19 protein-coding genes are annotated in these 23,009 nt (G+C 68.2%); 2 read left to right on the top strand and 17 right to left on the bottom strand.

The annotated features are described in order from the left end of the window. Positions 1-311 precede the first annotated feature (311 nt). From VKA86_14260 to VKA86_14250, 3 genes are all read right to left on the bottom strand, one after another. Positions 312-1,193, bottom strand: coding sequence for an SPFH domain-containing protein (locus tag VKA86_14260; protein HKK72375.1), 882 nt, complete (start codon positions 1,191-1,193; stop codon positions 312-314). 50 nt (positions 1,194-1,243) lie between these two features. After that, positions 1,244-1,711 carry a hypothetical protein gene (locus tag VKA86_14255; protein HKK72374.1) on the bottom strand — a complete coding sequence of 156 codons (468 nt, stop codon included), beginning with the start codon at positions 1,709-1,711 and terminating at the stop codon, positions 1,244-1,246. 168 nt (positions 1,712-1,879) lie between these two features. Continuing rightward, on the bottom strand, positions 1,880-3,544 hold the full coding sequence (locus VKA86_14250; GenBank protein ID HKK72373.1) for an NTP transferase domain-containing protein: 1,665 nt from the start codon (positions 3,542-3,544) through the stop codon (positions 1,880-1,882). A 71-nt stretch (positions 3,545-3,615) separates the two neighbouring features. On the opposite strand from VKA86_14250, the gene VKA86_14245 reads away from it, so the two are divergent. Both VKA86_14245 and VKA86_14240 read left to right on the top strand, forming a co-directional pair. Beyond that, complete coding sequence (locus VKA86_14245) at positions 3,616-4,074, top strand: (2Fe-2S)-binding protein (protein HKK72372.1); 459 nt, start codon at positions 3,616-3,618, stop codon at positions 4,072-4,074. A 2-nt stretch (positions 4,075-4,076) separates the two neighbouring features. Then, a complete protein-coding gene (locus tag VKA86_14240) occupies positions 4,077-6,221 on the top strand; it encodes a molybdopterin cofactor-binding domain-containing protein (GenBank protein HKK72371.1) in 2,145 nt (714 codons plus the stop codon). Between the two features lie 26 nt (positions 6,222-6,247). Here the strand turns inward: VKA86_14240 and VKA86_14235 are convergent, their stop codons facing one another. From VKA86_14235 to VKA86_14170, 14 genes are all read right to left on the bottom strand, one after another. Further along, positions 6,248-9,391: an efflux RND transporter permease subunit gene (locus VKA86_14235; protein ID HKK72370.1), complete on the bottom strand. Its 3,144-nt coding sequence runs from the start codon at positions 9,389-9,391 to the stop codon at positions 6,248-6,250. Further along, positions 9,388-10,920, bottom strand: coding sequence for a TolC family protein (locus VKA86_14230; GenBank protein ID HKK72369.1), 1,533 nt, complete (start codon positions 10,918-10,920; stop codon positions 9,388-9,390). Before VKA86_14230 ends, VKA86_14235 begins: the two co-directional genes overlap by 4 nt. Positions 10,921-10,936: 16 nt before the next feature. Further along, a complete protein-coding gene (lpdA, locus tag VKA86_14225; protein HKK72368.1) occupies positions 10,937-12,319 on the bottom strand; it encodes a dihydrolipoyl dehydrogenase in 1,383 nt (460 codons plus the stop codon). Between the two features lie 13 nt (positions 12,320-12,332). Next, positions 12,333-13,796 (bottom strand): dihydrolipoamide acetyltransferase family protein, encoded by a 1,464-nt coding sequence (locus VKA86_14220; protein HKK72367.1) that lies wholly within the window; start codon positions 13,794-13,796, stop codon positions 12,333-12,335. Then, entirely contained in the window at positions 13,793-14,782 is a 990-nt protein-coding gene (locus VKA86_14215) for an alpha-ketoacid dehydrogenase subunit beta (protein HKK72366.1), read from the bottom strand. Before VKA86_14215 ends, VKA86_14220 begins: the two co-directional genes overlap by 4 nt. Continuing rightward, the gene (gene pdhA, locus VKA86_14210) at positions 14,779-15,885 is read right to left on the bottom strand and encodes a pyruvate dehydrogenase (acetyl-transferring) E1 component subunit alpha (GenBank protein ID HKK72365.1); all 1,107 of its coding nucleotides are present in this window, start codon (positions 15,883-15,885) and stop codon (positions 14,779-14,781) included. Before pdhA ends, VKA86_14215 begins: the two co-directional genes overlap by 4 nt. Positions 15,886-16,049: 164 nt before the next feature. Beyond that, entirely contained in the window at positions 16,050-18,011 is a 1,962-nt protein-coding gene (locus VKA86_14205; protein ID HKK72364.1) for an aconitate hydratase, read from the bottom strand. 224 nt (positions 18,012-18,235) lie between these two features. Further along, a complete protein-coding gene (locus VKA86_14200) occupies positions 18,236-18,985 on the bottom strand; it encodes a class I SAM-dependent methyltransferase (protein HKK72363.1) in 750 nt (249 codons plus the stop codon). 166 nt (positions 18,986-19,151) lie between these two features. Next, a complete protein-coding gene (locus tag VKA86_14195; GenBank protein HKK72362.1) occupies positions 19,152-19,598 on the bottom strand; it encodes a fosfomycin resistance glutathione transferase in 447 nt (148 codons plus the stop codon). 146 nt (positions 19,599-19,744) lie between these two features. After that, positions 19,745-19,936, bottom strand: a complete 192-nt coding sequence (locus VKA86_14190) for a hypothetical protein (protein ID HKK72361.1) — start codon at positions 19,934-19,936, stop codon at positions 19,745-19,747. A gap of 447 nt (positions 19,937-20,383) precedes the next feature. Further along, positions 20,384-20,650 carry a hypothetical protein gene (locus tag VKA86_14185; GenBank protein HKK72360.1) on the bottom strand — a complete coding sequence of 89 codons (267 nt, stop codon included), beginning with the start codon at positions 20,648-20,650 and terminating at the stop codon, positions 20,384-20,386. Positions 20,651-20,776: 126 nt separating this feature from the next. Then, positions 20,777-21,088, bottom strand: coding sequence for a hypothetical protein (locus VKA86_14180; GenBank protein HKK72359.1), 312 nt, complete (start codon positions 21,086-21,088; stop codon positions 20,777-20,779). A gap of 583 nt (positions 21,089-21,671) precedes the next feature. Beyond that, positions 21,672-22,025: a hypothetical protein gene (locus VKA86_14175; protein HKK72358.1), complete on the bottom strand. Its 354-nt coding sequence runs from the start codon at positions 22,023-22,025 to the stop codon at positions 21,672-21,674. A gap of 369 nt (positions 22,026-22,394) precedes the next feature. Continuing rightward, entirely contained in the window at positions 22,395-22,871 is a 477-nt protein-coding gene (locus tag VKA86_14170) for an AAC(3)-I family aminoglycoside N-acetyltransferase (protein ID HKK72357.1), read from the bottom strand. Positions 22,872-23,009: the final 138 nt, after the last annotated feature.

Raw genomic sequence — 23,009 nt, 5'->3', positions numbered from 1 at the left:
CCCGTCGGGTTCGAGTTCGAGCTGCTGGCCCTCGTGCGGGAGGAGCAGGTAGGTCTCCTGGAAGGCGATGGGCCAGGTGTGGGGGCTGGTCTCGGCGGAGTCGTCGGCGCGGGCGGGGGCGAGCAGGGCGAGGAGCAGGATGGGAACGAGTCTTCGCATGAGGGAGACCTCCGCGGGGTCGCTCGGCGGGGAGGGGCCGACTCCCGCCTCCGACAACCATACGACCGAACCCACCACGATGCCCAGGGGGGGACCGACCGATCATCGACGCGTGTCCCCGGTCGGTCGCTCCCCTGCCCAGGACGATTCGTTCACTGCATACTCGGCTCGATGTCTGGCGTATGTCCTCGTTGAGGCGTGCCGTTGGTGGACACCGAGAAGATGCCGTTGAAATTGTTCGGAAGGAAGACCTTGTCGGCGGGAGCCTGACTGATCTTCTCGAATCCGGTTATGTACTTCTGCGCTGCGAGCACCATCGCCGCTTCGCCCTTGGGGATGACCTCGGACAGGTCCTGGAGGTATCGCTTCTCGGCTTGCGCGATCATCATCGTCGCTTGCGCCTGGCCCTTGGCACGAATGATCATGGCATCACGCTCGGCCTCTGCCACGGTGACCTCGGCTTTCGCGCGCCCCTCGGCCTCTGCGATCTGCGCTCGACGATTTCGGTCGGCCTGCATCTGCTGCAGCATCGCCTTCGAGGTGTCCTCATCGGTCGTCAGCTCCTGGATCTCGACGCGAATCAGGTTGACGCCCCACTTCTGGGCCGGTGCGGCCAGATCGGCCGCGATCGCATCGCTGATCGCTTGGCGCTCCGTGAGCACTTTGTCCAACTCCATGGCGCCGATGTTCGACCGCAGCGAGTTCAGAGCGATGTCCGAGAGCGAACCCGGCAGCACGTCGACCTGGTACAATGCCTTTCGTGGATCGACGATGCGCCAGTACAGCGACGCGTTGGCGCGCACCATGACGTTGTCGGCGGTATGGCAGTTCCTCGGCTCCGTATCGGTCTGCTGCTCCGTCTGTTCGATCATGAACCCTCGTTTGTTCGCCACGTCGCCCCAATCGTCGACACGGCGAATCTGCTCCATGATCGGAATCCTGAATCGCAGACCCGCTTCCTGGATACGTGCGAACTTCCCGAACCGCTGGATCACGACGCAGTGGCTCTGGGGAATGGTGTAGAAAATCGACATCAGCCCGTCTTTCTTCGTTTCGAGTAGAGTGTGATTCCACTGGGGCCTGGTCACGACTCGATACGCGAGACCTTCAAACGACCATCTACGAGTCGATCGACTCGGACTCGCTGTCCGTCCTCCAGATCCGGGCATTCGTGAACTGACCAGAGCTCACCCTGGACATCGATCATCAGATGACCCTTGATCCGACGTGCCGTGCCACACTCCCCGACCATACTCTCGACGACCGATCTGATTCTCGTCGGGGCGATCCACCGATTCACGATTCCCGTCACCAGCTTGCGCCACATCGAGAAGTGGAAGACGACGAGCACGAGCCAGACGAGAGCGCCTCCGACCCATCGATACCGAGGATCGGCATCGATGTTCATGCCGATCGCCGCGGCCACGGCGACATAGGCGACGAGTGTCGGAAAATCCGCAGCGACGAACACGTCGACCACGACGAGCACCGCGGCGATCACCAACAGCGCCTCCTCGAGCGACAGACCCGGAAATATCGACTCTCCGCTCATTGGCGCTGCCCCTGCCTCGTGTCGGAATTCAGGCCTACATCTCTGTCGTCGAGCCGCGCCTTGCGTTGACGACGACCTGGTGCACATCACGCCTTCGCAACTCGACATCGTGCGAAGCCGAACGCCGCGGACAGGGTGGAACGCAATAGGGCGCGGTGGCCCCACTCCTCAGGAGTCCGAGGCATCCTCCGGCCGATCCACATCCAACGCCCCCGCCGCGAACGGAAACGTCGTCACGTCCGCCCCGTCGTCGCGCAACAGCGAGCGAGCCCCCCGATCCCCCTGCAAGCCCTCCAACGCCCCGAAGCACTTCCCCTCGAACACCGCCGGCACCCCGATCGTCGCTGCGTACGCACTCCCGGTCATGCTCCGCCCGCCCCGCGCGTGGCTCTCGAGCAACTCCCGCAGCAAGGAAGCGTCGACCGCGGGCTGATCGCACAACGTCACCAGCACGCGATCCACCGCCCGCGGCAACTCCCGCAGGTACGACATCCCGCGGGCCAGCGACGTCCCCATGCCCTCCGGCCACGACTCGTTCACGCACACCGACACGTCGAGTCCGCGCAGCTCCTCGACCATGCGCTCGTGCTCGGCGCCGAGCACCACCACCACGGGGCGGCAGCCGGTGGCCACCACCTCCTCGACGGTGCGTCGCAGCAGGGTGCGGCGCCCGTGTTGCAGCAACTGTTTCGCCGTGCCCAGGCGTCGCGATCCACCGGCGGCCAGGACGATCGCTCCGGTGTCGCCGGTGCCCAGACCTTCACGCAGCGGGCGCGCCGTGCGTCCGTTCAGAACGGCCTGCATCTCCGAGAGGATCGCCAGGGCCATGTCGTGTGGAGAGCGCCCGCCTAGATCCAGCCCGACCGGAGCGTACAGACGGCCGCCGTCGTCCACCGCTCCCGTCGTCGCGAACATCGCTTTCAACCGTCGGCGCGAACCCATCACGCCCACGTAGGCCACGTCGCTCGCCAGCAGCGCACGGATCCACTCGGCGTCGCGCGCGTTGTGGTGCGTCAGCACCAGTGCGCCGGTGCGGTCGTCCAGGTCGAGCGTCTCGTCGAGTTCCGCGGGGTCGATCGACCGCTCGTCCTCGGGCCGTGTGCCGTGCGCCGGCCCGCCTCCGGCCACGCACACGGTCTCCCAGTCGAGCGCCCGGGCCATCGACCGAAGCGCCTCGATCACCACCACGCTGCCCCCGATCAACAGCAGACGCGGACGAGGACGAACCACTTCGGCCAGCACACGGATGCGTTCCTCGCCCACGCGCAGCACGACGTCGCGAGTCACGGGTTCGTCCTCGACCGCCCGCGCGACACGACGGATCTCCTCGGCCAGTCCGGGATCCCCCGGCACCGGCGTGGGATCCTCTCCCCATGGCCACGTGTAGACGACCGGCATGAAGTCGTCGGACTCGTCGCGCCCGAACAGCGTGAGCACCACGCCGGACCGGCGGTTGCGATCCCACTCGGCCACGTGCTCGAGCACGCCGGTCGGATCGGGATCGACGCCCTGGAGCAGGATCTCGACGCGGCGTGGGCACCCGGTGGCGAAACCGCGCGCGAGATCGGCGATGCGTTCGCCGTCGTAGACCAGGCGGCGGAAACCGCCCGTCTCGAACAGCTCGACCGCCCGGGCGGCCACGTCGTCGTCCAGACACCCGCCGCTCAGGTCGCCGATCCGCGATCCGTCGTCGCCGACGAGCATGCGGCTGCCGAGCGGTCGGAAGGCCGGCCCGACCACCCGCACGAGTGTGGCGAGCACGCAGGAGCGCCCCGCGTGACGGTGTTCACGAAAGGCGCGCACGAGTTCGGCGGACGAGGTCACGGAATCCATGTTTTGATCACCCCGCGCGACCATAACACTGGGCGCACCCCAATTCGACGCCCGCGCCCGAGGAGGACGCCATGGCCCGATTCGAGTTCGAAGTCAACGGAGAACGCCGCACGCTCGACACCTCCGGCGACATGCCCCTCCTGTGGGCCCTGCGCGACCACCTCGACCTTCCGGGAACGCGCTTCAGTTGCGGGCAGGGCATCTGCGGCAGTTGTACCGTCCTGCTCGACGACACCGCGGTCCGCAGCTGCGTCACACCGTTGTCCGACGCCGACGGCTCGCGGGTGACGACCATCGAAGGCCTGTCGCCCGACGGAACGCATCGCGTACAAAGCGCCTGGCTCGCCGAACAGGTCCCGCAGTGCGGCTACTGCCAGCCGGGACAGATCATGGCCGCCGTGGCCCTGCTCCAACAGGACCCCGACCCCGACGACGACGCGATCCACGCCGCCATGGACGACGTGCTGTGCCGTTGCGGAACGTACGAACGCATCCACCGGGCGATCCGTCGCGCGGCGAAGGAGGGCTGATCATGGTCGCCATCCGCAAGATCGGACGCCGCGAGTTCCTGCAACGCACCGGCATGGCCACCGGTGGACTCGTGCTGGGCGTCGCCCTGCTCGACTCCGTCGACGCCACCGACGCCGTCGCCGCCGACACTTTCCAGCCCAACGTCTTCGTGGCCATCGACACCGATGGCCGTATCACCGTGTGGGTCTCCCGTACCGACATGGGTCAGGGCACCCGCACCGGCATGCCCATGATCCTGGCCGAGGAACTCGAAGTCCGCCTCGACGACGTGACGATCGTCCAGGCCGACGGCGACGAGAAGTACGGCCACCAGCTCACCGGAGGCAGTCTGAGCGTTCGGCTCATGTGGGATCCGCTGCGCCAGGCCGGCGCCACCGCGCGCACCATGCTGATCCGCGCCGCCGCCCGCCTCGGCGACGTCGCACCCGGCTCGTGCCGCGCCCGCGACGGACGCGTCCTGCACTGGAACAGCGACCGCGAGTGGGCCTACGGCGATCTGGTCGAGACCGCCGCCACCCTCGACGTTCCGAGCGAGGACGAAGTCGAACTCAAGGACCCGGCCACCTACCGCCTGATCGGCGAATCCCTCGACCGCATCGACGGCCCCGACATCGTCACCGGCCGTGCCCGCTACGGCATGGACATCCGGCGTTCGGGCATGCGCTACGCCGCGGTCGCGCGGTGTCCCGTCTACGGTGGACGCCGTCCGCAGGAGTTCGATCCGTCGCCGGCCATGCGGATCGACGGCGTGGAACGCGTGTTCGGCATCGACGGCCTGCACGACGGCTTCTACGTGGCCGACGGCATCGCCGTGATCGCCCGCGACACCTGGTCGGCGCTGCGCGGAGCCGAGGCACTCGAGATCGCCTGGCAGGAGGGCGACGACGCCGACGCGAGCACCGAGCAGCTGCACGAGACCTTCCGCCGCCTGGTCGACGAGCGCGGCGAGGTCCTGCGCGAGGACGGCGACGTCGACGGCGCGCTCGGCAACGCGGCGAGGACGCTCGAGGCCACCTACGAGCTGCCCTTCCTGGCTCACGCGCCCATGGAGCCCATGAACTGCACGATCGACCTGCGAGGCGATCGATGCGAGATCTGGACGCCCACGCAGAACCCGCAGACCGTGCGCGAACGCGTCGCGCGCCTGCTGGGCTTCGACACCTCGCAGGTGACCGTGCACGTCACCCTGGTGGGCGGCGGCTTCGGACGGCGTCTGTACCCGGACATGGAACTCGAGGCCGCGCGCATCGCGAGCGAGGTCGACGGTCCCGTGCAGGTGGTGTGGAGCCGTGAAGAAGACATGCGCCACGACCGCTACCGCCCGGCCAGCCTCCACCGCCTGCGCGGTGGCGTCGACGCCGACGGCGTGCCCACGGCCCTGCACTGGCACATCCTCAACACCCACCGCGGAGTGTTCCGGTCCGACGAGTTCCCCTCCCACCAGTTCCCGAACCTGCGGGTGGAGTACACGCACGTGCCGTGGGTCCTGCCACGCGGTGCGTGGCGGTCGACCGTGCACTCGCAGAATCCCTTCGTCGCCCAGTGCTTCCTCGACGAACTCGGCCACGCCGGCGGTATGGATCCCATGGAACTCCGACTGCGGATGCTGAGCGAGCACCCACGACCGCGCGGCGACGGCGATCCGCCCTTCGACCCCGATCGCATGCTGCGCGTGGTCGAGGAAGTGGCCGACCGCTCGAACTGGGGCCGCAGCGTCGACGACGGCCACGGTCGTGGGATCGGCTTCTCGTACTGCTACGACTCGTACGTGGCCGAGGTGCTCGACCTGCACGTCGAGGACGGCCGGCCGAAGATCGACGCGGTGACCGCCGTGGTCGACTGCGGCCGTGTGATCAACCCCGACCTCGTGCGCTCGCAGTTCGAGGGTGGTGTGGTGTTCGCCCTGAGCGCGACGATGATGCAGGAGATCACCGTCGAGAAGGGACGCGTGCAACAGGGCAACTTCGGCGACTTCCCGATGATGCGCCTGAGCGAGACACCGACGGTGACCACGCACATCCTCGAGAACGAGAACCGGCCCGGCGGGATCGGCGAGGTCCCGATCCCTCCCACCATGCCCGCCCTCGGCAACGCGCACTTCATGGCCACCGGCGAGCGCCTGCGCCGCGTTCCGCTCTTCGCCTGATCGACCGGATCCGGTGCGGCGGTCTCTCAGCCGCCGCGCCGGAACAGCCGGTGCACGTCCTGGCGCACCATCAACAGACACGGCACCAGCAGCAGCGAGAGCGGCGTGGCCAGCAGCAGGCCCATGCCCAGCGACAGGGCCATCGGCGCGAGGAAGGGATCGCTGCCTCCCAGTCCGTAGGCCAGCGGCAGCAGACCGCACGAGGTCGTCAACGTGGTCATGGTGACCGGACGCAGACGATTGGCGGCGCCCTCGCTCACGACGTCCTTCCACGTGGCCTCGGCATCGCTGCGGTGCAGGTCCTCCACGTGGCTCACCAGCACCAGCGAGTCGTTCACGACCACGCCCGTCAGTCCCACCAGCCCGAGCATGGCGAGGAACCCGAGTGGCAGACCGTGCACGGCGAAGGTGAAGATCACCGCCAGCACGCCGAAGGGAATGGCCACCATGATCGTCAGCGGCTGGGTGACCGACTCGAAGAGCAGCATGAGCAGGAAGTAGATCGCGATCACCGCCACGCCGAAGGCGATGAACAGGCTGCGGAACGACTCCTGGGTCTCCTCGCCCTCGCCCCCGAACACGAACTCCATGTCGGGCCAGTCCGCCGCGAGGTCGAAGTGGCCCCGGATCCGGTCGATCGCCTGCAGCGGCGTGATCAGGTCCTGATCGACGTCGCCGGTGATGCGTGTGGCCCGGTCGGTGTCGAAGTGATGGATGCGCGACGGGCCACCCGTGCGCTCGAAGTCGGCCACGTCGTCCAGACGGATCAAACGGCCCTCGACGTTGGGGATCCGCAGCGAGGCGAGCTGGGTGGAATCGGACCGGGCCTCTTCGGTCAGCTGCACGTGCAGGTCGACGTCCTCGCGGCCCCAACGCACGTTGGCCACGTCGCGGCCCTCGTAGGCCAGGCGCAGTGTGCCGGCCACCTGGGCCACCGTCAGTCCGCGCCGGGCGAGCCGGTTCTGGTCGAGGTCGACCCGGATCTGGGCCGGACCGCGGCGGTCGTTGCGGTCGATGTCACGGACGCCCTCGATCGACTCCAGGAAGGCCACTACCGAGTCCGACAGCGCCCGTCGACGCTCCGGGTCGTGGCCGATCACCCGCAGTGTGACCGGCCGCCCCACCGGCGGCCCGCCCTTCACCACCTTGTAGAAGATGTCGGCGAAGCCCTCGAGCTCGTCGGTGTCGTCTCGCAAGGCCGACACGATTTCGGCCGCGGTACGCTCGCGCTGCGGGTACGGCGTCAGGTTCACGCGCACGAAGGCCCAGTGTTCGTTCTCGCCCGGCTCGAAGCGACCGTGGCTGCCGATGCGGGATGCGAAGGACTCCAGCTCGCCGTCGGACAGGCCGGCGACCAGCGATTCGATCTCGGTGACCTTCTCGGACGTGTGTTCCAGCGACGATCCGACGGGCGTGTCGACGTAGACCACGAACGAGTCGGCCGAAGTGGCGGGGAACAGGATGAAGCGCATGTGCGTGGTGACGTACCACAGGGCAATGGCGAGCAGAGCGGCCGACAGCACCACGAAGACGTACCGCCCCCACAGCACACCCCGCATGAAGCGCACGAAGAGGCCTCGGATGGGGTCGAACCACGGCCGGGTACTGCGTTTCTTCTCGTCGAGGCGATCCAGACCGCCGGCCAGGTGCGCGGGCAGTGCGAACACGATCTCGGCCAGGGACAGGGCCAGGGCCAGACTGACCACCAGCGGGATCACGGTGATGAACTGGCCCGTCACTCCGGGCATGAAGAAGATCGGCGCGAAGGCAAGAAACGTGGTCAGCAGCGTGGTCAGCACCGGCCGGAAGACCTCGGCGATGCCCTCGGCCGCGGCCTCCGGTCCCGATCCCACCCCGAGGGCGTGCCGACGCACGGTGTTCTCGCTCACGATGATCGCGTCGTCGACGATCAGACCGATCACCAGGAGCATGGCGGCCAGCGTGATGATGTCGAGGTACCGACCGAAGGCCGGCAACAGGAACACCACTCCGAGCAGAACCACTGGGATCCCGATCGCCACCCAGAAGGCAGTGCGCATGTTCAGGAACACGGTCAGCACCACCAGCACCAGCGCCAGGCCGATCAACCCGTTGGCGATCACCACCGCGAAGCGGTTGCGCACGTAGGTGCTCTGATCGTTGCTGAACAGGATGCGCGCGCCGTCGGGCAGTTCCTCGAGTTCGAAGCGTTCGGCCAGATCGCGGATCCGGTCGGCCACCCGGATCACATCGGCGTCGTCGTCCTTGACCACGGCGAAGGTCACCGCGGGAAGGCCGTCGATGCGCGACATCGTGCGCGCCTCCTCGTAGCCGTCGACGATCTCCGCGACGTCGCCCACGCGCACGACCGGTCCCGAGAACACCGCGCGCACCGGCACGCGCGCGATCTCCTCGGGCGACTCGAAACGCGCCTGGGTGACCACGCTCTCCTCGCGGTCACCGGTCTGCAGTTCGCCACCGGTCGAGCGTACGTTGCGGCCGGCCACGGCGCGGACCACTTCGTCGAGCGCCACCTGCAGACTGTCCATGCGGGCGGGCGACACCTCGATCCGCACCTCGCGGTCGAGGTACCAGATCTCGTCGAGCTCCGCGACGCCCGGGAGATCCTCGAGCGCGCGCTCGAAGCGCGCCGCGTGCGTACGCAGCGTCTCGTAGGGCAGGTCGCCCGCCACGCCCACCTCGAGGATCGGAAGGTCCTGGCTCTCGATCGTCTCCACCCGCGGTTCCTCGTCGACCTCCGGCGGCAGGTCTACCACGCGGTCCACGGCCCGACGCACCTCGTCCTCGATCTGCTGCTCGTCGTCGGCGTCGATGTCGATGGTCACGGTGATCACCGACAGGTTCTCCATGGAGTACGACGAAATCTCCTCGATCCCGGCCACGCCCTCGATCTCGTCCTCGATCTCGTCGGTCACGTTCAGCTCGACGTCGCGGGGCGAGGCTCCCGGGTAGCGGGTGGTGATGATCATCTCGCCCAGGTTGACCTCGGGGAACACGTCGCGCTGGATGCGCATCCCCTGCACCACGCCGAGCACCAGCACCATCAGCGTGAACAGGTTCGCGGCCAGATGACGGCGCGAGAACACGAGGAAGACCTTGCGCGCCGTCTCGCCGACGGGCAGGGCCTTCGAGTCCTGTTGCTCACCGGTGCGTTCGGTGGTGTCGGTCACGATCCGTCTCCATGGGATGGTTCGTCGAGTAGACGGTCGATCACCGCGCGGTAGGCCAGCAGCGCGCGGCGGTACTGTGCCCCCGTGCGGATCCAGGCCTCGCGCGCCGCCTGTTCGGCGTCCTGGGCCTGGAGCACGAAAGTCAGTGGATTGCGGCCCTCGCGGTACAGGTCGCGCTCGGCGGCGGCCTTGCGCTCGGCGATCTCGACCTGCCGCTCGTGCAGGGCCAGAGCGTCGGCCAGCCCGCCCAGCCGCGCACGTTGGCGGGCCACCTGTGAGCGCAGGTCGAGTTCGGTCTGCTGCCGGCGATGGTCGAGACGGCGGAGTTCGAGGTCGGCCTGTTCACGCGCGGCCTCGGCCCGGCCGGCGCCGAGCTGCTGGCGGAACACCAGCGCCGCGCCCACGTCCGGCGAGTCGAGCGCCCACGCCGAACCGTAGGAGTCGCGGTCGCCGCCGGCGATGCCGACGTCGAGGTCCAGGTCGAGCGTGGGATCCTCCGACTCGGCGGCACCGTCCCGGCGCAGCTGCACCGCGCGGCGGCGCTGGTCGACGACCTGCAGCCGTCTCGCACGGCCTCGCAATTCGGCGAGCACGGTCTGCAGATCGTCGAGCGCCACGGTGTCGGTCAGTGCGATCGACGGCGCGCGGCGGGTCAGGTCCTCGATCTGCGCGAGTTCGGCCAGCGCCGCGCGCTGCCCGCGCAACTCGGCCTCGACCGTCGACAGGCCGCGTCGGGCCGCGGCCAACGACTCCTCGGCCCGTAGGACGTCGACGCGATCCACGAGATTGCTCTCGCGCAGATCGCGCACGAGGTCGAGCTGCTCCTCGGCCACGTCCACGCGGTCGGCGGACACGTCGCGCAGGCGGTGCCACTGCGCCCAGCCGACGAACATGCTCCCGAGTTCGAGCAGGAAGGCCTCCTGCCGCTCGCGTGCCTGCAGGCCGGCCGCGTCGATCCCGTACTCCGCGACGTCGTACTCGAGTCGATCGAGTGTCCCCCCGCGATTGCGCAGCAGTGGTTGCGAGAACCGCAGCGACAGGCCGGTGCGGAAGAGCGTCCCCGCGCCCGTTTCGATGGACTGCACACCCTGCGGTGAGGGGACCTCGATCGAGGGCAACTGCTGTTCGGTCCAGCGCGAGGTCCAATCCACGGCGAAGCGGCCACCGGTGGACCACACCGCGCGCTCCACCGACGAGTTCAGGTCGAAGACCTCGGTCCAGCGCGGCGCGAAGGTCGACGTGCTGATCGGCTCACGGTAGGTCCAGCCGCCGCGGGCACCCAGTCGCCAGTCACGGGCGCTGCCCAGTTCCTCGCGCCGCGCGCTCTCGATGCGCGGTGCGAGGTCCTCGGCCGGGAACAGAGGGTGCGTCGAGCGCACCGCGGCCAGGAAGGAATCGAGGTCGATGGGCGGCGCGTCGTCGGTCGCGGCGGCCACCGATGTGATCAGCAGCCCCGCGATCAGGATCGAGAGCAGGGCCGGACGGATCCCGGCCTGCCCGCGGCGTTCCGGGGACGACTCGAGTTGCATGATCCCACCGCCCCGATCAGTGCGCGACGTGGGTGGCGACGCCGTGGAACGACGCGGCCGCCTCGCCGATCGTCTCCGACAACGTGGGATGCGGATGGATGCTCATCTCGAGATCGCGGGCGACCGCGCCCATCTCGATCGCGACCACGGCTTCGGCCACCAGCGCCTCGGCCTGACGCCCGACGATGCCGGCGCCCAGGAGACGGCCGTCGTCGGGATCGAAGAGCAGCTTGGTGAAACCGGCACTCGCCCCGAGCGTGTGCGCGCGCCCGCTCGCCGACCACGGGAACCGCTCGACCTTCACCTCACGCTCCTGGCGTTCGGCCTCGGCCTCGGTCAGTCCGCACCAGGCGACCTGCGGATCGGTGTAGACGACGGCCGGGATCGCGCGGGCGTCGAAGGCGTCGGCCTCGCCCGCGATCACGTCGGCGGCGACCTCTCCCTCGCGCATGGCCTCGTGGGCCAGCCAGGCGCCACCGGCCACGTCGCCGAGCGCGAGCACACGCGGGTTCGACGTCCGCCGGTGCTCGTCGACGTCGACCGTCCCGTCGTCGCGGGTCTCGATGCCCGCGGCGTCGAGGCCCAGGTCCTCGACGTTCGGTACGCGTCCGATGGCCACGAGCGCACGGTCGAAGGTCAGCGTCTCGTCGTCGATCCGCGCTTCGACCGCGCCGTCCGCTTCGGTGAGTTCCTCGACCCGTGTGCCGAGGCGGACGTCGTGGACCATGGCCGCGACGGCGTCCGACAGCGGTCCGACCAGGTCTTCGTCGGTTCCCGGCAGCAGCGAGTCGGTCATCTCGACCACCGTGACCTCGCTACCGAGCGTGGCGTAGACCTGGCCCAGTTCCAGACCGACGTAGCCGCCGCCGACGACCAGCAACGAGCCCGGGAGGTCGGGCAACGCGAGGGCACGGGCCGAGTCCATGATGCGTTCGCCGAACTCCACGCCCGGCAGCGGCCGTGGACGGGAGCCGGTGGCGAGCACCACGTGGTCGAAGGACCGGCGTTCGTCGCCGTCGATCTCGACCGTGTCGGTGTCGACGAAGCGTGCGCGTCCGTGCACGTGTTCGATGTCGCGGCGTTCGGCCAGCGAATCGAGACCGCCGACCAGGCGATCCACGATCTCGTCCTTCCACGTGCGAAGGGCGTCGAGATCGATCGACGGGTCGTCGAAGTGGACCCCGGCCTCGCTCGCCTCGCGGGCGCGCAGGATGGTCTCCATGATCGTCAGCAGTGCCTTCGATGGGATGCAACCGCGGTCGACGCAGACTCCGCCGAGACCATCGCCCTCGTCGACCACGGTCACCGAGAGTCCGCGGTCGGCGGCGCGGAAGGCGGCCGCGTAGCCGCCCGGACCGCCCCCGATCACGATCACGCGCCCAGCCTCGTCGTCACTCATCGGTGTCCTCCGTTCAGGCGTCGAGCATGAGGGATTCGGGATCGCGGAGCAGATCGACCACGCGGCGCACGAAGCGGGCAGCCTCGGCGCCGTCGACCACGCGATGGTCGAAGGTCAGGGACAGCGGGAGCCTTAGTCGCGTGGCACTCTCGTGGTCGTCGAGATCACCCTCGACCACGGTCTCCAGCCGGGCCTGGCCCATTCCCAGGATCGCCACCTCGGGCCAGTTGACGATCGGCGTGAAGCCGGTCCCCCCGATCGCTCCGGGATTGGTGATGGTGAAGGTTCCTCCGGTCAGGTCGTCGCGCGTGGCGTCGCCGTTGCGCGTGCGCTCGGCCAGTTCGGTGAACTCGACGGCCAGGTCGCGCAGGGACTTGCGATCGACGTCGCGGATCACCGGCACCAGCAGACCCCGCCCGGTGTCGACGGCGATGCCCAGGTGGTAGTGCTGCTTGAGCACGATCTCCTCGGCCTCGACGTCGAGCGAGGCGTTGAACCGTGGGAACTCCTGCAGCGCGGTCACCACCGCCTTCATCGCGAAGATCGTCGGGGTGAGCTTGCCGCCCATCTCCTCGACGTCGTCTCGCCACCGCCGACGCAGGCGTTCGAGATCGGTGACGTCGGCCACGTCGTGGTGGGTGACGGCGGCCACCTGCGACGTGGCCAGCGCCATGCGCTTGGCGGTCACGCGGCGCACACCGCGCAGGGGCATGCGTTCGGTCGGGCCGAAGCGATCGAAGTCGGGAAGTCCTGGGGTGTCGAGGCGCGGGAGCTCGAAGTCGGCGCGGTCGGCCGACGCGGCAGGCTCGCGGGTGGGCTCGGCGGCTCGCTCGCGCCCTTCGCCGTCCTCTCCGGCCGCGGCCCGGACGTCGTCGGCGGTGACGCGCCCCTCGGGTCCGCTCGCTTCCACTGCGTGCAGATCCACGTCGAGTTCGCGGGCGATCCGGCGGGTCGCGGGCGAGGCGGGCACGGGACGGCGGCGGTCGTGCGCGTCACGCGTCGTTTCCGCCGTCTCCTTCTCGGTGCGCTTCGTCGTCGCCTCCGTCTCCGCACCCGCATCGCCACGACGGGAGGACTCGTCGTCCTCCTCCTCGGCGCTCGACTCACCACGTTCCAACTCGGTCGGTTCTTCGTCGGGCGTCTCCGCCTGGTCGGTTTCCTGGTCGGACTCCTGCTCGGACTCCGCGCCCGCCGTCTTCTCGTCCGATTCCTCGGTCTTCTGCGCCGCGCCGTCGTCGCCCGCCTCGTCGTACGTCAACAGCACCTCGCCCACGCGGACCTGGTCGCCTTCGCCCACGCGCAGGTCCTCGATGGTTCCGCTGAACGGTGCGGGGATCTCGACCGACACCTTGTCGGTCTCCACGGTCAACAGGACGTCGTCCTCCTCGACCGTGTCGCCCTCGCCCACGTGCACTTCGCTGATCTCGGCCTCGTGCAGGCCCTCACCGGGATCCTGCAGCACGAATTCCTTGGTCATGCCGACGCGACCTCCAGGCTGCGCCGGGCGGCGGCGACGATGCGATCGACGCTCGGCAGGTAGTCCTGCTCGCGGGCGAAGTACGGAACCGGCACGTCGTAGCCGGTCACGCGTTCGACCGGGGTCTCGAGCCACCAGAAGGCGTCCTCGATCAGGCGCGCCATGATCTCGCCGGCCGGCCCGAAGGTCCGATGGGCCTCGTGGACGATCACGGCGTGGCCGGTGCGGCGGACCGACTCCGAGACCGTTTCGTGGTCGAGCGGCGACAGCGACAGCAGGTCGATCAGGTCGACCTCGATGCCGTCGTCGTCGGCGAGGCGATCGGCGGCTTCCTGCGCGCGAGGGACCATGGCTCCCCAGGCGACCAGCGTCATGTCGTCACCCTCGCGGAGCGTGCGTGCGCGGCCGATCTCGATCTCCTGCTCGTCGGGGTCGACCTCTTCGCGGAAGGAGCGGTACAGGGCCTTGGGCTCGAAGTAGACCACCGGGTCGGGGTCGCGAACCGCGCTGCGGAGCAGGCCGGCGGCGGTGGCCGGACTCGACGGCACCACCATCTTCAGGCCCGGCGTGTGCGCGAAGTACACTTCCTTGCTCTCGGAGTGGTGCTCGAGCGCGTGCACACCGGCGCCGTAGGGCATGCGGACGACGAGCGGCACCGTGAAGCGCCCGCGGGTGCGCCAGCGCATGCGCGCGGCGTGGCTCTCGAGCTGGTGCAGGGCCAGGTAGCTGAAGCCGGAGAACTGCATCTCGCACACCGGACGCAGGCCGTGTGCGGCCATGCCCACCGCCGAGCCCAGGATGAGCGACTCGGCCAGCGGCGTGTCGATCACGCGCTGCTCGCCGAAGGTGTCGAGCAGTCCGTCGGTCACGCGGAACACCCCGCCGTCCACACCCACGTCCTGACCGCTGACGATCATCGTGTCGTCGTGATCCATCTCGGTGTGCAGGGTGCGGTTGATGGCGTCGACCATGGTGAGTTCGCTCACGATGCGTCCTCCTCGTCGCCGGCGGTGCCGCCGCGCTGCTCCACCTGCTCGCGCTGGCGGAGCATCTCTTCGGTCGGCTCGGCGTAGACGTGCTCGAACATGACCGCCGGGTCGCCGAGCGACTCCATGCGCTCCTCGGCGTCCTTCCAGGTCTGGGAGACCTCGTCGTCGATCTCCTGTTCGAGCTCGTCGATGGCGTCGTCGTCGATCAGTTCACGGTTCTTCAGATGGATGCGCAGGCGTTCGATCGGATCGCGCTCCTTCCACTCCTCCACTTCTTCCTCGTCGCGGTACTTGCTCGGATCGTCGACGGTGGTGTGCACGCCCATGCGGTAGGTCACCGCCTCGATCAGCGTGGGACCGTCGCCGGCGCGCGCGGTGGCGACCGCTTCGTCGGTGGCGCGGCGCACGGCCAGGACGTCGTTGCCGTCGACCTGAACGCCCGGCATGCCGTAGGCCAGCGCCTTCTGCGCGATCGACTTCGAGCCCGTCTGTTCCTCGCGCGGCGTCGAGATCGCGTACTGGTTGTTCTGGCAGAGGAAGATCACCGGCAGGTCGTGCAGGGCCGCGAAGTTCAGGGCCTCGTGGAAGTCGCCTTCCGACGTGGCACCGTCGCCGAAGTACGTGAGGACGACCTCGTCGGTCTCCTGCAGGCGCGCGGCGTAGGCGATGCCGGTGGCGTGCGGGATCTGCGTGGCCACCGGCACGGCGATCGGCAGGTCGCGCGCGTCTTCGGGGATCGCGCCGCCCTCGTTGTAGCCCGCGTTGTAGAGGATCAACGAGACGGGATCGAGTCCGCGCCACAGCGAGGCCGCCGTCTCACGGAACGACGGCACCATCCAGTCGTCGTCGCGCAGGGACGAGACCGAACCGACCTGCGCGGCCTCCTGGCCGCGGATCGGCGCGAAGGTCCCGATCCGTCCCTGGCGCTGGAGCTTGAGCAGCTGCGCATCGTATCGCCGCGCGAAGACCATCGCGCGGTGCAGCTGCAGGAGTTCGTCGTCGTCGACGTCGGGCAGCAGCTCGTCGTCGACGTTGCCGTCGGCGTCGAGCACCTGCAGGCGTTCGACCGACCACGGGAGTTCGATCGTTTCGCGGGTCACGGGTCCTCCACGAGGTCGAGGTACGGGGGCGTGCGGCGTGGACCCGGAAGATGCCGCGTCCGGCGTCGTCCGGGCATGGGCCCGCCCGCCTCCGGCCGAGCACGGTGGTCCCGGACCGGCCGGTCGGTGGGTCCGCGAGGGATCCGTGGGGCCTGGCCCGACCCTCAGGCGCTGCGCTCGGAGGCCTGCTCCGACAGACCGTGTTCGCGCACGTGGTTGATCAGCCCACCCGCGCGCACGATCGCGCACTCCCGTCCGCACAGGTCGCTGCGGAGTTCGAGGTCGATGTCCTGCGTCCGGTCGTGCGCGGTGAGCGTGTCCGCCTCGATCGCCCGGCGCAGGTCGGCCAGCTCGATCTCGTCGCCGCGTTCGATGCGGTCGTGATCGTCGGGATCGACGAAGGTCAGCGGCAGGATCCCGTAGTTGATCAGGTTCTGCCGGTGGATCCGCGCGAAGCTCTTCGCGATCACGACCCGCAGGCCCAGGTAGCGGGGAGCGAGCGCCGCGTGCTCACGGCTCGAGCCCTGGCCGTAGTTGTCGCCGGCGACCACGAGGTGACTCTTCTCCATCTCCTCGCTCACGCGATCCACGTACTCCGGGTCGATCGCTTCGAAGGTGTAGCCGCTGATCTCGGGGATGTCGCTGCGCAGCGGCAGGACCCGCGTGCCCGCCGGCATGATCTCGTCGGTCGACACGTCGTCGCCCATGGTGAGCTGGACCGGCCCCTCGATCCGATCGGGCAGGCGGTCGAAGGGCGGCAGGGGCTCGATGCCCGGCCCCTTCACGAGTTCGACGTCCGAACCGTCCTCTGGCGGTTCCTCGAGCAGCGAGGTCTCGACGATCACGCGGTCGGGTTCCTCGAAGACGGGACAGTCCGTGTCGAGATCGCGCGGGTCGGTGATCTCGCCCCGCAACGCCGAGGCCGTGGCCGTCTCGGGACTGCACAGGTGGACCGCGTCCTCGCGCGTGCCCGAACGGCCCGGGAAGTTCCGCGGCACCGTGCGCAGGCTGATGGTGTCGGTGGCCGGGGCCTGGCCCATGCCGATGCAGCCATTGCACCCAGCCTGGTGGATGCGCGCGCCCGCGGCGACCAGCGTCTCGATGTGGCCCATGCGGTCGAGATTCGCGAGCACCTGCCGCGACGTGGGATTCACGTCGAAGGACACGTCGGCGGGAATCGTGCGGCCCTCCACCATCATCGCCGGCACCGCGAAGTCGCGCAGCCCGGGATTGGCCGACGATCCCACGTAGGCCTGGCCGATCGGCCGGCCCGCGACCTCGCGCACCGGCACCACGTTGCCCGGACTCGTGGGCAGCGCGATCAGCGGCTCGAGTTCGTCGAGCCGAATGCGTTCGTATTCGTCGAAGTCCGGATCGGGGTCGGCGGCGAGCTCGCGGTAGGCGGCACCGCGCTCCTGCTGCTCGAGGAATTCGCGCGTGCGCTCGTCCGACGGAAAGATCGACGTCGTGGCGCCGAGTTCGGCGCCCATGTTGGCGATCACGTGGCGGTCCATCGCGCTGAGCGTGGCCACGCCCGGGCCGTGGTACTCGATCACGAAGCCCTTGCCGCCATCGACGCCGCGGCGTCGCAGCATCTCGAGGATCACGTCCTTGGCGCTGACCCAGTCGGGGAGTTCGCCGCGCAGCTCCACGCCGAGTACCTGCGGCATGCCCACACGGAAGGGCTCGCCGGCCATGGCCATGGCCACGTCCATGCCCCCGGCCCCGATCGCCAGCATCCCGAGCGAACCCGCCGCACAGGTGTGGCTGTCCGAACCGAGCAGCGTCTGGCCCGGCACCCCGAAACGCTCCATGTGCACCGGATGGCTCACGCCGTTGCCCGGGCGGCTGTACCACACGCCGAAGCGGCGGCAGGCGCTCAACAGGAAGCGGTGGTCGTCGGGGTTGCGGAAGTCCGACTGGATGAGGTTGTGGTCGACGTACTGGGCGGAGAGCTGCGTGCGCACCCGATCGAGTTCGAGCGCCTCCAGTTCCAGCATGACCAGCGTGCCCGTGGCGTCCTGGGTGAGCGTCTGGTCGATCGTCAGGGCGATCTCTTCGCCGGGTTTCCTCTCGCCGCCGGCGAGATGGGATTCGATGAGCTTCTGCGTGAGCGGGCGGCCCATGGGAGCTCCTTACGGGCGGGGGTCCAGTCACGCCTGCAAGGTGGGGCTCACTCGAGGCGTCCGGCATCGTGGAGCAGGTCCACGCTGGGCGCGGGGGTCTGGGGAGGCTCGGCGCCGGGTGGTGGCCCGGGGCGGGGTCCGGTCGGCCCCGATGGGTGCCGGCACGACGCGCTCGAGCCGGCGCGGAACCGGGGATCGTCGGTGGGACGTTTCGCCCCGCCCGGCTACTGCGACCCCGACGTCGACCGCAGCACCATGCACAGATACCCGTAGTCGTCGCCGCAGGCTTCGTACGTGGCCATCTCCGTCCGGATGTCCTCGTAGATCTCCAGCGCACCGTGCCGCGCGGTCGCCTCGCGCAGCGGCGCATCGAGGCCGGCGTAGTACGCACGCCAGTCGTCCGACGAGAGGCGGAACGAACCGAGCAGGTCGTAGCCCCTTGCGCGTGCCTGGTCGATGCGGGTCGTCTCGTCCTGCACGTCGGGATACTCCGTCGTGAGGAAGGCCTTCGCCCGGTCGGACGGCTCGGCCGTGAACCACACCATCTCGGTCACGACCAGGCAGCCACCGGGGCGGAGCAGCGAGCGCCAGCGCTCGAGTGCATTCTCGAAACCGATCGAGTACGCGCTCGCCTCGGCCCAGACCAGATCGAAGCCGGTGCCGAGGAACGGTGTGGCGGCCATGTCCGCCGCGACCGTCGTGATGCGATCGGCCACGCCGCGCTCGGCGGCCAGGTCCCGCAGCGTGGCGAGGAAGGGCGGATGGATGTCGACGGCCGTGATCGCGGCGTTCGTCTCCTCGGCGAGCACGAGGGTCGACGCCCCGGTGCCGCAGCCGAGGTCCAGCACCCGTTCGATCCGCAGGTCGGCGGGCAGCATCCGGAGTGCGCGGCGGGTGCTCTCGGCACTGCCGGGTCCCTGGCGCGGCGTGGTCTCGAACAGTTCGAAGAGCAGGGCGAGGTCGTCGGTGGACACGGTGGGTTCCTGGTGCGTGCGGGTCGTTGGTGGATCGTCGTGAGACGGTCTCGGACTGCCCGTGCAGCGATTCCGCAGAATCGACGTCCGGCCCGGTCAGTCTACGACGAGTTCCCCGGGAAGTCCGTTCCATGCGAAGGGACCGATGGGCGCCAGCCAGCCCACCCTACGACCCAGATCTCTTGCTGGAAACTGCCGCGAGCCCGTCGTAGAGCTCGAGCCCTTCGTAGGGCTGCTCCTCGAGCGCGGCCAGGCGGCTCTTCAGATCGCCGGCATGGAGCTCGAGTTTGTGGCCATCGGGGTCGAGGAAGTACAGCGAGGGACCTTCGCTCTGGTTCTCCTTCCAGACCGATACACCGTGCGCCAGCACGCGTTCCGCACATTCTGCGTGGTCCTCTGCTGGCACGGAGAACGCGATGTGCGTGGTCTCGGGCTGTGGACCGCGACGTGTCGACGGATCGACCGACAGACAGACCCAGTGGTCGCCGGCGACCAGGTACGCACCGCGTACCCACTTCGCGACGGGCTTCAGCCCGACGACTTCGGTGTAGAACTCGAACGATCGATCGAGATCGCTGACCGCCAGGGTGATGTGGTTGATGCCCGTGATCAATCGTCGACCTGCTTTCTTCGTGGCGGGCGACGGAGTGACGGGCCGCGACATGCCCGCGCTGCGAAGCTCACTTCGCAGAATCGAAGCGGGTGTCCGAACACTGCACCAGAGGATCGCAATGCCATGACGCGCAACCCAGGACTCGATCACTCTCGCGGGAGATCGACACCCCTCTTTCGACTGCCGCCGACAACGGCCGCCACCACCGCTGCACACACGGCAATCGTGGCACCGAAGACGAACGGAGTGCTGGGTATCGTCGAAGACATGGCGATCCCGAGGACGACCCCTGCTCCGCTCGATGCGACACCTGCGATGACGAAGCTTCTGTTCTTCATTCTCGGATTCCTCCACAGACATTGCAGCAGTGCAAGAACGCCGGCTCCAGCATGTTGCGGACGCGACCAGCCGCGGGGCGCGTTCGAACGGTGCCGCACGAGACCGCCGCGCCCGGACAACTGATCGTGAAGCCGACGACCCGTAATCGATTCCCCGTCCGCGTGTACCACCCGCGACGGGCAAAAGGGTTGTCGAGCGGGTCACGATGGATGGGAGGCGCTTCCGCACGGCGGCACTTCGTGTGCCCCAGCCACATGAGGAACAGGCCGAGCAGGACGAGAACACCGCTCCACTCGATGGGTTCGCTGAGCGTCATTTCTCTGCCTCACGTGGATGATTCCGAGGGGCGGTCTGTGCATCCTGCGTGATGGGGCTTGCTGGTCGTGACTCGGGTACGCCCGCGAAGCCGCGGTGTGACAAGCGCTCCTCGAGGGCTGGAACGGACGTCAGCCCCCGCCCTTGGCAGCAAACGGCCCCACCAGTCTCAACAGCCGTTCGAAGCCGACATACAACACGACGAAGACACCGAGATCGATGGCCAGCTTCCCGAGGTCGAACGATTCATCGAACGGACGGTACTGGAACTCGAACAGGCCGAACACAACCCTGGAAGTGACGTAGGCCAGAACGACAGCGACGAGTCGTCTCAATCCAGTTCTCCTCCAGAAGCCAGTCCCATTCGAGGCGCGGCTGCCGTGGACGCGTTCGGCCATGCAGCGCATTCGGACCGACCTTTCCAGGGCCGCCCCGCTCGCTTACCGATGATGCACCCAAAGCTGGCGCCGTGGCAAGCACGCCTTGTCCCCTGTGCTGCGGAGTCGGGGCGCATGGTCCCCGCATCAGGATTGCCGGTCGACGCGCTCCTCGACCCATGTGCCTGGAGCGGCCCGCACTTCGAAGAGCCAGTAACAGACCAGTACAGAGAGAGCCAAGGTCGCGACGACGCCGAGCCACCAGACGGGATTGCGGAGCGCCTCGGCAACCACGAAGCCGAGCGGGACGGCCATGATCGCAAGCGCCAGCACGAAGCGCTCTGGTCTGGAGTGCAGTTCGGCACCGCACTGCCGGCACACCACACGATGCGAGGTGAGCCGAAGAAATCGACCCAGCGTGATGCGGTGACCGCAGCGGGGACAGCTCTTTCTGGACATCAGAAGTACCTCGGTGGCCGGCGGACTTGCCTCACGCACTTCGATCGTCGCCCCGACGTGGACGTGTTTCGCTGCGAGGCGCGCTGAACGGCGCCTCGCTGTTCGAAGCCTCCCTGCTCGTGCCCCCAAGAATGCACCCGAAGCCGCTGTCGGTGCAAGCGCGCCTCGTCGGCTGGAGGGCGGCGTTGGGGCCCGCCGCTGCACAGCTACACCCGCCGCCGCCCAGAACCCCACGAAGCCAACTGCTCGAGAGCCGGGCCTCGTGCCGAAGCCGACACCAGCCGCCCTCGCCGCGACACTTCGCAGCTGTCTTCGGTCACCGGCCGCCATGTCGTCGAAGGGACATCGCCCGCCGACCTCGGCCTCGAACGGAACCGCAGAGCCAACGCCGGGCCGCAGCGCATCCGAAACCCGACAGCGAACTCGAGGCCGCGATCGTCGACCTATCCGAAGGTGAAAGCCGCCGGGACCGGTTTGGAAGTGAGGTTACGGAGCATGAGAAAGCCGGGGCTCTCGCGAACCTCGGCTGACCTCTGAACCAAACACCACGTTTCCGTCTATCCGCGTGACTCCAACGTTCTGCTCAGTTGCGTGGCTCATAGCGAAGCTCGACCGCGGTTTCTGTAATCTTCGCTTCTATCGAGGTGCCTGACGTGAAGTACATCTCGTCGCTTGCCACTTCCTTACCGTTCTTGTACTTCGCCTCGAATGAGATTCCCGCTTCGTCATCGACCGTGAACTCTACTTCCTGACTCGGCCCAATGGTGCCGAGGCGCTTGCTTTCGTTCTTCCAGTAAGCGGTCACCTGAACAGCGCTCCTCGTTGCATTGAGCACGCTGAATCTTGGTGTCGCGAAATGCGGCGCTGCCAGATAGGCCAGCGCTCCAAGCCCGACCAAGAGCAACGCCGAGATACCCAGGAGCGCTTTCCTCTTCACGCGGGTGTACCCAACGTGGGCGCGTTCAGCTGCGAGGGGTGCTGTACGGCGCCTGTCGAAGCCTCGCTGCTCGTGAACCAATGATGCCCCCAAGGCCCCAGCCGTGGCAAGCGCGCCTCGTCGGCTGGAAGGCGGAGTTGGGACCCGCCGCTACACAGCTACCCCTGCCGACGCCCAGAGTCCTCCCGAAGGCGAAGGCCGCCGGAACCGGTCCCGAAGCGAGGTGACACGCCACAAAAACACCGGGGCTCTCGCGAACTCCGGCAGACCTCTGAGCCGAACATGACGGTTCCGTTTATGCGCGTCGCTCCAACGTTTGACATGAGAGCCGCGCCCGGCTTGCCGGGCGACGTCCTCTCGATGGAAGGGTTAAACGCCGCTTTCACCGGGAGGAATGTCGAAGTGATGGACATCTTCACTGACCCCTAGTTTCGTGTACAGCGCGATTGCCGGGTCGTCGCCATAGTCTGCTTGGACATAGATGACATAAGCGCCTTCGGCCAAGGCAACTCTCTTGAGCTCTTCGATCATGGCGGTGGCAATGCCTTGACGCCTGCAAGCAGACGCGACTGCTAGATCGTAGATGTAGATCTCTTTGCGAGCCTGCTCAAACTTTGGCAGAACATAGGCGGCGAGTCCGCCGACCACAGCTTGACCGTTGATCGCGGCGATGGCGATGAAGGCCTTGCTTGAAAGCAAGTCGATGAGGTATTGGTCATCGGGCTGCGCCTTCGTGTAGGACTCTCGGTCTTCAAACGCCTCGCCGAACATTGCGAGCATCCCTCGCATTGCCCCAACGTCTTCGCGCGTAAGTACCTGGACACGAAAGTCGAGTCGATCCTGCATGGGGTTCGCTTCCTGCGGCGTCTAACGTGGACGCCTTCAGCTCCGAGGCGCGCGGCAAGGCGCACGATTCGGAGCCTCGTTGCTCGTGAACCTATGATGCCCCCAAGGCCCCCGCCGTGGCAAGCGCGCCTCGTCGGC

Source organism: Candidatus Krumholzibacteriia bacterium, from assembly GCA_035268685.1.
In the GTDB taxonomy this organism is placed as follows: Bacteria; Krumholzibacteriota; Krumholzibacteriia; order JAJRXK01; family JAJRXK01; genus JAJRXK01.
This window is presented reverse-complemented; position numbering and strand designations above follow the sequence as displayed.

Coding starts and splice junctions, on each gene's coding strand:
- VKA86_14255 (HKK72374.1), bottom strand. CDS start 1,711: ATGAGCGGAGAGTCGATATTTCCGGGTCTGTCGCTCGAGGAGGCGCTG.
- VKA86_14245 (HKK72372.1), top strand. CDS start 3,616: ATGGCCCGATTCGAGTTCGAAGTCAACGGAGAACGCCGCACGCTCGAC.
- VKA86_14220 (HKK72367.1), bottom strand. CDS start 13,796: ATGACCAAGGAATTCGTGCTGCAGGATCCCGGTGAGGGCCTGCACGAG.
- VKA86_14190 (HKK72361.1), bottom strand. CDS start 19,936: ATGAAGAACAGAAGCTTCGTCATCGCAGGTGTCGCATCGAGCGGAGCA.
- VKA86_14260 (HKK72375.1), bottom strand. CDS start 1,193: ATGTCGATTTTCTACACCATTCCCCAGAGCCACTGCGTCGTGATCCAG.
- VKA86_14180 (HKK72359.1), bottom strand. CDS start 21,088: ATGTCCAGAAAGAGCTGTCCCCGCTGCGGTCACCGCATCACGCTGGGT.
- lpdA (HKK72368.1), bottom strand. CDS start 12,319: ATGAGTGACGACGAGGCTGGGCGCGTGATCGTGATCGGGGGCGGTCCG.
- VKA86_14205 (HKK72364.1), bottom strand. CDS start 18,011: ATGGGCCGCCCGCTCACGCAGAAGCTCATCGAATCCCATCTCGCCGGC.
- VKA86_14170 (HKK72357.1), bottom strand. CDS start 22,871: ATGCAGGATCGACTCGACTTTCGTGTCCAGGTACTTACGCGCGAAGAC.
- VKA86_14185 (HKK72360.1), bottom strand. CDS start 20,650: ATGGCCGAACGCGTCCACGGCAGCCGCGCCTCGAATGGGACTGGCTTC.
- VKA86_14250 (HKK72373.1), bottom strand. CDS start 3,544: ATGGATTCCGTGACCTCGTCCGCCGAACTCGTGCGCGCCTTTCGTGAA.
- VKA86_14240 (HKK72371.1), top strand. CDS start 4,077: ATGGTCGCCATCCGCAAGATCGGACGCCGCGAGTTCCTGCAACGCACC.
- VKA86_14230 (HKK72369.1), bottom strand. CDS start 10,920: ATGCAACTCGAGTCGTCCCCGGAACGCCGCGGGCAGGCCGGGATCCGT.